This window comes from Pontibacter sp. JAM-7 (genome assembly GCF_048548695.2).
Lineage (GTDB): Bacteria > Pseudomonadota > Gammaproteobacteria > Pseudomonadales > Balneatricaceae > Neptuniibacter.
In genome coordinates, this window is the sequence record NZ_JBLYIF020000046.1 from 1 (window position 1) to 256 (window position 256).

Annotated in this window: 1 protein-coding gene; it reads right to left on the bottom strand. The window is 39.8% G+C overall.

Translation table 11 applies throughout. The features are described 5' to 3' along the window. Positions 1–256 (bottom strand): hypothetical protein (locus tag ACFVYJ_RS13815; protein WP_463255442.1); only part of this gene is annotated, 256 nt, incomplete at both ends.

The following is a 256-nucleotide window of genomic DNA, read 5'->3' on the forward strand; positions in this document are numbered from 1 at the left end:
TTTATGTAAAGCATCGTTTGTTCCATCGATTCCTGATACTGTATCATTAGGATTCAATGTCCCTTTTTTTAATGCTTCCAAAACATCACTTATATTTCTCCCTAAACCACTATTGCCTTCTGCAGCTTTAACGGTTGTTCTGCTGATAGCTTCTCCAGTAAAGCGATTGACCGTCTCTCCATCAACACCTGGTGCGTTTCCACCAAGAAGGTTGGATTTTTCAACAACGCTACTTAATTTACCTTGTTTCCAACGG